Source organism: Streptomyces milbemycinicus (assembly GCF_002154605.1).
Taxonomy (GTDB): Bacteria; Actinomycetota; Actinomycetes; order Streptomycetales; family Streptomycetaceae; genus Streptomyces; species Streptomyces milbemycinicus.
On sequence record NZ_MUNE01000284.1, the window covers coordinates 1 to 9,235 of the forward strand.

Consider the following 9,235-nt stretch of genomic DNA (forward strand, 5'->3'; position numbering starts at 1 on the left):
GCCGCCGCGCTCGCCGAGCGGTGCGGCGGCACCCTCAACAACGTCGTCCAGGCCGCGTGGTCCCTGCTGCTGGGCAGCTACAGCGGCCGCGGCGAGGTGGTGTTCGGCGTCACCAAGTCCCGCAGGTCGTTCGCGCCCGAAGGCCGCGACATGGTGGGCCTGCTGATCAACACCCTGCCGCTGCGCGTGGTTCTCGACGCCTCGGCCACCGGAGCCGACCTGGTGCGCGCCCTGCGCGAGGGGCATCTCGCCCTGCGTCGCGGCGAGCACATCGAGCTGCCCCGCATCCACCGGCTCAGCGCCGTCCCGGACGGCTCCGCCCTGTTCGACAGCGTCGTCGTCTTCGAAAGCCGTACCGTCCAGGCCGAGCTGCGGCAGCGGGGCGGAGCCTGGCAGGACCGCGACTTCCATCTGGAGGAACGCAGCAACTACCCGCTCACCCTGAGCGCCTATCAGGACGATCGGCTGCTCCTCAAGCTCGGCCACGACCGCCGGCAGCTGACGGACGCGGTCGCCCGGCAGGTACTGCACGACACGGTGACGCTGCTCAGGGCGCTGATCGAGGCACCCGACCTGCCGACCGGAGACCTGTGCGCCGGGACCGGCCCGGTCTCCGGCGCGCTGGCCCGGCGCCGGGCGGCGTGCGGCCCCGACGCGGAGCGGCACTGGGCCGAGCGGACGGCCCGGCTGAACCGCCCGCGGGCCGACCCCACAGGGCCTGCCCACGTGGTCCGGCTGGACACCCGGCACACGGCCGATCCGGAGCTGCTGCTCGCCGCGGTCCTGGCCTTCGTCTCCCGCGGCACGGAGGAGGCGGACACCGGGGTCGCCCTGCGTTGGCGGCACCTGGCCGCCTGCCCGCCCCACCCGGCGGTGGCGACCCACGTTCCGTTCCCCCTGCCGTTCATCGCCGACGGCAGGCCCTTCGCCCGGATCCACGACGAGGTGCGGTCCCTCCTGCACGACGACGAGACGATGGGCGTCCCCGCCCGGGATCCGCGGACGGCATGCTGGCCGGTCCGCATCGAACTGCACACCGGACCCGCCCCGGGCGGCGCCGCGTTCCCCGACGAGGCGACCGGTCTCGCGACGACCCGGCTCGTACGGATCGCCGAGGACGGCTCGTGGGTGCGCTGGGCGGACCCCGACCCGGCGGCGGCCGCGCGGTTCGCGGCCTTCCTCGACGCCGTCGCGGCCGACCCCGGCCGACCGGTGACCCAGGTGGCGGAGCTGACACCCGACGAGCGCGCACGTGTGCTGGAGGAGTGGAACGACACCGCGGCCGACTACCCGTCCCACCTCTGCGTGCATCAACTCTTCACCGGCCAGGCCCGGCGCCGCCCCGACGCCGTCGCCGTGGCCTGCGGGGACCGCACGCTCACCTACCGGGAACTGGACGAGCAGTCCGACCGACTCGCGGAAGAACTCGCCGCACGTGGCGCCCTCCCCGGTGAGCTGGTCGGCGTGGCCCTGCGCCGCTCCCCGGAACTGCTGGTCGGTCTGCTGGCCGTGCTGAAGACGGGCGCCGCCTACGTCCCGCTCGACCCCGTGTACCCGCCGGAGCGCATCGCCGCCATGGCCGACGACTCGCGACTGCGGCTGGTGGTCACCGAGTCCGCGCTGCGGCCCGCCCTGAGCGGCGTACACGCCGACCTGCTGCTCCTTGACGAGGACCGCGAACGCCCGGCCGGCCGGTGCGTCCCGGCCGTCCCGGCCGGTGCCGATGACCCGGCCTACGTCATCTACACCTCGGGCTCCACCGGGAGCCCCAAGGGCGTGCGGATCGGGCATCGCGCGCTGACGAACTTCCTGTGCGCCATGACCCGGCAACTCGGCTGCGCCGAGCACGACCGGCTGCTGGCCGTGACCACCGTGTGCTTCGACATCGCGGGACTGGAGCTGTACCTGCCGCTGATCACGGGTGCGCGGGTGGAGATCGCGCCGGCCGAGACAGCGGCGGACGGCTTCGCCCTGGGAGCCCTGCTGGAGCGGACCCGGCCCACCATGATGCAGGCCACGCCCGCCACCTGGCGCATGTTGCTCACCGCGGGCTGGACGGGACATCCGGGCCTGAAGGCGCTGTGCGGCGGTGAGGCGCTGCCGTCGGACCTGGCCGAGGAACTCCTCTCCAGGTCCGGGGAACTGTGGAATCTGTACGGGCCCACCGAGACCACCATCTGGTCGACGGTCAGCCGCGTCGAACGCGGTGACCGGGTGACGATCGGTCGTCCCCTGGCGAACACCCGCTGCTATGTGCTGGACCGCTTCGGCGAACCCGTCCCTCCCGGGACACCGGGAGAGCTGTACATCGGCGGGGACGGTGTGGCCGACGGATACCTCGGGCGGCCCGAGCTCACCGCCGAGCGGTTCGTGAAGGATCCCTTCGGGCCCGGCGGTGCGCGGATGTACCGGACCGGCGACCTCGTCCGGCAGCTGGCCGACGGCCGGCTGGAGTACCTCAACCGCATCGACAGCCAGGTCAAGCTGCACGGTTACCGCATCGAACTGGGTGAGATCGAGCACCACCTGCGCGCCCGGCAGGGCATCCGGGAGGCGGTCGCGGTGGTCCGCGAGGACAGCCCCGGCGACCGTCGGCTCGTCGCCTACGTGGTGGCCGACCCCGGCACGGAACCGGACACCGCGGCACTGCGCAACGCCTTGCGCGGCGTGCTGCCGGGCTACATGGTGCCCGCGGCCGTGGTCGTTCTGGACGAGGTGCCGCTCACCCACAACGGCAAGGTCGACCGCAAGGCCCTGCCCGGCCCGGCCCCGGCCGGGCCGGGCAGGGCCCAGGCGGGGCCGGACGCGCTCACCACCGACACCGAGCGGGCGGTCGCCGCCGTCTGGCGCCGGGTGCTCGGCGTGCCCCTGGTCGGCCCGCGCGACAACTTCTTCGACCTGGGCGGCAATTCCCTTCTGCTGATGCACGTGGTCAAGGAGGTGCGGGACACGCTGGATCCGTCGGTCACCCGCGTCGACGTGTTCCGCTATCCCACCGTCGGCGAGATGGCCCGCCACCTCGCCGCACCGCGGGCCGGCGAGCGGCCGACCGCCGCGGCCCGGCCGGCCCGGGCCCGGCGCGAGTCGCTGGAACGGCTGCACCGCAGACGCACCACGAGGGGAACGGGCCCCACCGCCACCTGACGACACACGTCATTCCGCTGACGACACACGTCATTCCGCCCGCGTCATTCCGCGTACGACCATCCGTGAAGGAAGGACCCATGGCCCACTGCGCCGTGTGCTCTCTGGGAGAGGACCACCCCGGCATCACCCTGGACGAGAACGGGACCTGCAACCTGTGCAACCTCGAAGTGGCTGATGAACTGCTGGAGAACTTCACCTACACCAACCGCGTCTTCGAGGAGTTCACCGCCGCCGGCCCCAACCGCGACGGCGAGTTCGACTGCCTGTTCATGTACAGCGGCGGCAAGGACAGCACGTACATGCTGGACAAGTTCGTCAATGAATACGGCAAGCGTGTCCTTGCCTATACCTTCGACATCCCCTTCGAGAGCGAGCACGCCGCCGACAACATCAAACTGGCGAAAGAGAAGATCCCCGCGCATTTTGTGCTGGACTCGGACGAGGCCGGTATCACGACGATGATGCGCGACGTCTTCAACCGGCCTGCGCCGCGGAAGCCCGGAGAGTATCTCGATGAGAAACTGCCGTGCGTGTCCTGTCGCACGTTCTTCGTCATCCGGGCCATCCTCTGCGCGATCCGCAACAAGATCCCGTACATCGCCCTGTGCGCGGACCCGCAGCAGATCCTCACCATGGAGTCCAACGTCCGGGAGATCGCGCGCGGTTTCTATGAGACCTTCGGCCGCGAGCTGACCGGTCGGCTCTTCGGGGAGGAACTGGAGAACGTGCTGTTCGCCACCGACGAGGAACTTCCGAAAATCGTCTTCCCGTTCATCGCGATGCGCTACGACTACGACCCCGACGCGATGGTGCGGGAACTGAAGGAAAAGGGGCTCTACCAGTCCTCGCCGCTGGAGACCCACTGCACCCTGTATCCGCTGCTGAACTACTACTCGTTCAAGAACTGGGGGTGCATGTTCTACAAGCTGAACGCCTCCAGTTACCTGCGCGCGGTGAAGAAGAACAAGAACTACGACCGCTCCACCTACAGCATCAAGTTCCCGCGCGCGGCGAATCTGCCGGACATCGAGCAGCGTCTCCAGGACATCATCTTCGACATTGCCCGAGGTGATGCCGACCCGCGGGCACACGAACCGGCGCTGGTCGAGATCTTCAGGGAACTCCATGGAGACGAGAACGCGGCCCACTTCGTGGCCCGCAGTTTTCTCGACATGCGCACGACGGCCACCCGTATGGGAATAAAGCTCGCCTGAAGGAGGCAGAGATGGACCAGCACGACATCAGGGAATCCGATATCGCCATCATCGGCATGGCATGCCGCCTGCCGGGCGCTCCCTCCGTGGAGGCCTTCTGGCGCAATCTGCGGGAGGGCGTGGAGTCGACGACCTTCCTGTCCAACGAGGAACTGCTCGCCGCGGGCGTGGATCCGCAGCTCATCGATGACCCGAGCTATGTCAAGGCCGCCCAACTGCTGCCCGACATCGACCAGTTCGACGCCGACCTCTTCCGTATCACCGCGGACGAGGCGGAGATACTCGACCCGCAGCAACGGCAGTTCCTCGAATGCGCCCTGGAAGCGCTGGAGGATGCCGGATACGATCCCGGCGCCTACGACGGCGCCATCGGCGTGTACGCGGGCGCCGGGCTGAACACGTACCTGCTGCACAACCTCCACGACCGCTACCGCAACGCCTCCACCCTCGACGACTACCGGCTGATGCTCGCCAACGACAAGGACTTCCTGGCCACGCGGGTGTCCTACAAGTTGGACCTGCGGGGCCCCAGTCTCAGCGTCAACACCGCGTGCTCCACCTCACTGGTCGCCGTGCACACCGCCTGTCTCAGCCTGATCAGCGGCGACTGCGACACGGCACTGGCCGGGGCGGTGCACATCAGGGTGCCCCAGCGGAAGGGGTACCGCTACCAGGAAGGCATGATCCTCTCCCCGGACGGACACTGCCGCGCCTTCGACGCCAAGGCGCAGGGCACCATCGTCGGGGACGGCGTCGGTGTGGTGGTCCTCAAGCGGCTGCGCGACGCCCTCACTGACGGCGACTTCATCCACGCGGTCATCAAGGGCACCGCCGTCAACAACGACGGTGCGGCGAAGGCCGGTTACACCGCTCCGACCGTCGAGGGCCAGGCGGCCGTCATCCGCGACGCCCAGCAGATCGCCGACTGCCCGCCGCACACCATCGGATACCTTGAGGCGCACGGCACGGGCACACCGCTCGGCGACCCCATCGAAGTGACCGCGCTCAACGCCGTGTTCACCGAGGACGCCGAGGGGACCGGCCGCTGTGCGATCGGCTCGGTGAAGACCAACATCGGCCATCTCGACGTCGCCGCGGGCATGGCGGGCCTGATCAAGACGTCGCTGATGCTGCGCCATGCCGAGCTGGTCCCCAGCCTGAACTTCGAGTCGCCCAACCCGGAGATCGACTTCGACGCCGGGCCGTTCCACGTCGCCACCGAACTCACCGACTGGCCCGACACCGACGGCGCGCCGCGCCGCGCCGGCGTCAGCGCGTTCGGGATCGGCGGCACCAACGCGCACGTCGTCCTGGAGGCGCCGCCGGCCCGCCCGGCGCCGTCCGAGCCCCGCCCGGCCGAGCTCCTGGTGCTCTCGGCCCGCTCGCCGCAGGCCCTGCAGCGGTCCATGGCCAACCTGGCCCGGCACCTGCGGATCCATCCGGAACTCTCGCCCGCCGACGTGGCCAAGACCCTCGGCGCCGGCCGCCGTGCCCATCGTCACCGCTGCGCCGTGGTCTGCTCCGACCTGCGCGAGGCAGCCCTCGCCCTCGCCCTCGCGGACCGCGAGCAGCTGATCACCGGGGATGTCGCGGACGACCGCCCCGACGTGGTCTACGGCGTGGCCGACCGGCTCGGGGACGGCGGCACCCACGCCGTGGCGCTGCTGCGCGCACTGCCCGCCTACCGCGCGGAAATCCAGGCAGTGACCGGCACGGACGGCACGGACGCCGAAGCGCTGCTGGGCTCCGACGACACGGCGGCGGCCCTGGTCGCCCAGCTGGCCGCCGCCCGCCTGTTCACCGCGTGGGGTGTGCGGCCCGCCGCCGTGACCGGCGGCCCGGTAGCCCGGCTCGTCGCCGCCTGCCTGTCCGGCGAGCTCACCGTCCCGGAGGCGCTGCGCCTGCTCGATGAGGACCCGGTCACCTGGACCGGCGTTCCGCGGACGCCCTCCGACACTCCCACGGGCGCCCTGCTGCTGCGCCTCCAGCCCGACGGCACCGCTCCGCCCGGCCTGCACCGCACCGCACACGACCTGGCGACGGTGTGGACCGCGGGAGCCGACGTCGACTGGGACGCGTTCTACGGCGGCGAGCAGCGCTGCCGTGTCCCGCTGCCGCACTACCCGTTCGAGCGCACGCGTCACTGGGTCGAACCGGAACACCGCACCGCGCGGCGCACACCGGAGCCCGACACCCTGACCGACCGGCTCGGCGCGGCCGTCGGGCACGAACGTGTCGACATCATCACCGAGTTCGTGCAGCAAAAGATCGCCACGGTCCTGGGCGGGGAAGCAGGCGGGCTCCCGGAGACCGACCGCAATCTGTTCGACATGGGCCTGGACTCGCTCATCCTGATCGACGTCACCGCCCACCTCGGCGACGCGCTGGGCGAGCAGGTGGAGGCGTCCGCGTTCGTCGAGTACCCCACGATCCGCTCCTTCTCCGAGCACCTGGCCATCGTCCTCGGCCTGGTCGAGGAGTCCCCGCCGCAGCAGGACGGCATCCGGACCTCCCGGCGGGCCCAGCGCGCGGCCGCCCGCCACACCGGCCAGGCCTGACCCCCTCCCGGCGGCGACGCCCCGACCCACGGTGGCCGACCGAAGACCTGTGAGAGAGAGCAACTGTGGACGACAAGCGAAAGCCGCTGCTGAGCCTGCCGGCCCGGGCCCGGCGAGCGACGGCGTGGCGATCGTAGGCGCCGCCGGCCGCTACCCTCTGGCCGAGACCCCCGCCGAACTGTGGGACAACCTGGCCGCGGGCCGGCACTGCATCCGTGAGGTGCCCGCCGACCGCTGGGACGCCGACACCCACTACGACCCGGCGGGGGTGCGCGGCCTGGGGCTTTTCGATCGCTCAAGTATGGGCATGATCAGTGATCGTGGGTCTGCGACTGCTCTGCCTGATCTTCTGCCGACTGCTGGGCTGCTGCCTTTTGCTGGGCCGCTCGACCGCCGCGAACAACGCCGAGATCCTCGCTCTCCGCCATGAGTCCGTGTCCTGGAACAGCACGCCCAGCTCGTCGCGGACCCGAATTGCCAGACAGCCTTGGGGAAACGCCGCGCGGGCCACTGGGGCTGTCGCGGCGGCCGAGGCCCGGCACGGGCTCGGTGGCGTGCTGATCGTCGATCCTCAGCTGTTCCGCGCCGGGTCGCCAGTCACGTACGGACATCGTGGCGGCTTCCCCCGTCTGTGACGGCTTGAGTTCGAGTCGTCGGGAACACCAGCCAGGCAGTCTTCGTCCGAATGTGCTGGTCACAGCCACTCGTTGATGGCCGAGTCGAGGACCGTGGCCTCGTAGCGGGTGGTAATCGCGGCGGCGCGGTTGCGAAGGGCAGTGCGCAGTGACGCCGGGGCCAAGGCTTCCGCGTCCGTGCTGAGCTGCCATAGTGCCCACTCGGCGTGTCGCAGATCCTGGAACGTCACCTCCAGCCGCAGCCAGCCGTCTGCGTCGGGTTCTGCGGCGCGGACGGCCACCACGGTGCTCAGCAGGTCCTCCCGCCGCTCAGGGTTCACCCGTACCAGCACGGCGATATGGTCGCCGGACAGAAACTGCGCGCAGCGTTCCCGCCAGACCCGGTCCAGATCAACCGCGTTCGGTCGCTGTGCCGGTTCGGGGAGTTCCTCGGCGGCCAGCACCCGCGACAGCCGGTAGGTGCGGTCCGCGCCAGATCTCGTGGCCAGCAAGTAACCCCGGTCGCGCACCGTGACCAGGCCGATCGGGTCCACCGTGCGCCACTGCGGCGCCTGGTCCGTGGCCGCGTAGTGGATGCGCAGTTTGTGTCCGGCGAGCACCGAGCGCCGGATCTCGATCATGGCCGTGCCGGGCACCTTCTCGGTGACCGGCCGGCGTGAGAGCAGGTCGGTTTCCGGCTCGACGAGAAATCGCTGGGCCGCGTCGCTCGCGGAGGTCTGATGGCTTTCGGGTAGCGCGTCAACCACCTTGCGCATGGCCGAAGCGAGCGCCGAGCCGAGGCCGAATGCTTGCTCGCCGCGCCCCGGTCCGGCGGTCAGCAAGGCAAGGGCCTCGTCTTGGTTCAGTCCGGTGAGCTCGGTCCGGAAACCGGGCAACAGCGCGAACCCGCCGTGCCGACCGCGTTCGGCATAGACCGGGACGCCGGCTGCGGACAGCGCCTCGATGTCGCGCAGCACGGTACGGGTGGACACCTCAAGCTCGCGGGCCAGTGTGTCCGCGGTCAGCCGACCGCGCTGACGCAGCAGCAGCACCAGCGAGACCAGCCGATCGGCACGCATACGAGGACCCTATCGAATACATGACCAAGGGTGTCATCTTTTCCTGGGAGGCTCGTGGGCATCGACGTCATCGATGGCGACTGACGCGCCGATGGACGTCCGTACTCCCAACGAATCGCATGGAGCTGATGTGGCAGTGGAACGAACGGCAGTCAACCCGGTGGCCTGGTCCGTGGAGATGGGATTCAACCAGGGTGAGATCGTCTCCGGGCACACCCGGACCCTGTACTGCTCCGGACAGACCGCGATGAGCGGCGAAGGCAAGCCGCAGCATGACGGTGACATGGCCGCACAGCTGGCGCTGAGCCTCGACAACCTGGAGGCCGTGCTCGGCGAGGCCGGCATGTCCCTCGCGAACCTCGTCCGGCTCAACGTCTACACCACCGATGTCGATCTACTTTTTCCGCACTACGGCGTGCTGGCGGCGCGGTTGGGCGCCGCCGGGGTGGCACCGACCACCACGATGCTCGGGGTGACACGGCTGGCGATCCTCGGCCAGATGGTCGAGCTCGAGGGGACCGCCGTCGCCTGACACGGCCTCGCTGCCTCTGCCGCTCGGGTGATTGCCGGTGCCGAGCGCGACCCGGAAGCATGCCACCGCTCGCTGGCCGCCCAGCGAGCGG

The 9,235-nt window shown here is 70.3% G+C and carries 7 protein-coding genes; 6 read left to right on the forward strand and 1 reads right to left on the reverse strand.

Annotated features, from left to right (window positions below; all coding sequences use genetic code 11):
• The 5 genes from CCN51_RS22585 to CCN51_RS57695 all read left to right on the forward strand — a co-directional run.
• Positions 1 to 3,144: non-ribosomal peptide synthetase (locus tag CCN51_RS22585; RefSeq protein WP_086860014.1), on the forward strand; the 3,144-nt coding region annotated here is incomplete at its 5' end.
• 80 nt (positions 3,145 to 3,224) lie between these two features.
• Positions 3,225 to 4,361, forward strand: a complete 1,137-nt coding sequence (locus CCN51_RS22590) for an adenine nucleotide alpha hydrolase family protein (RefSeq protein WP_014182226.1) — start codon at positions 3,225 to 3,227, stop codon at positions 4,359 to 4,361.
• An 11-nt stretch (positions 4,362 to 4,372) separates the two neighbouring features.
• On the forward strand, positions 4,373 to 6,919 hold the full coding sequence (locus CCN51_RS22595) for a type I polyketide synthase (protein ID WP_014182227.1): 2,547 nt from the start codon (positions 4,373 to 4,375) through the stop codon (positions 6,917 to 6,919).
• Between the two features lie 124 nt (positions 6,920 to 7,043).
• On the forward strand, positions 7,044 to 7,349 hold the full coding sequence (locus CCN51_RS60060) for a beta-ketoacyl synthase N-terminal-like domain-containing protein (RefSeq protein ID WP_202948324.1): 306 nt from the start codon (positions 7,044 to 7,046) through the stop codon (positions 7,347 to 7,349).
• Positions 7,240 to 7,554, forward strand: coding sequence for a hypothetical protein (locus tag CCN51_RS57695; protein WP_086860016.1), 315 nt, complete (start codon positions 7,240 to 7,242; stop codon positions 7,552 to 7,554). Before CCN51_RS60060 ends, CCN51_RS57695 begins: the two co-directional genes overlap by 110 nt.
• Before the next feature lie 59 nt (positions 7,555 to 7,613).
• Here the strand turns inward: CCN51_RS57695 and CCN51_RS22610 are convergent, their stop codons facing one another.
• On the reverse strand, positions 7,614 to 8,612 hold the full coding sequence (locus tag CCN51_RS22610; RefSeq protein WP_014182228.1) for a helix-turn-helix transcriptional regulator: 999 nt from the start codon (positions 8,610 to 8,612) through the stop codon (positions 7,614 to 7,616).
• A 136-nt stretch (positions 8,613 to 8,748) separates the two neighbouring features.
• Here CCN51_RS22610 and CCN51_RS22615 point away from each other — a divergent pair, with 136 nt between their 5' ends.
• Positions 8,749 to 9,144, forward strand: a complete 396-nt coding sequence (locus CCN51_RS22615; protein ID WP_014182229.1) for a RidA family protein — start codon at positions 8,749 to 8,751, stop codon at positions 9,142 to 9,144.
• Positions 9,145 to 9,235 lie beyond the last annotated feature (91 nt).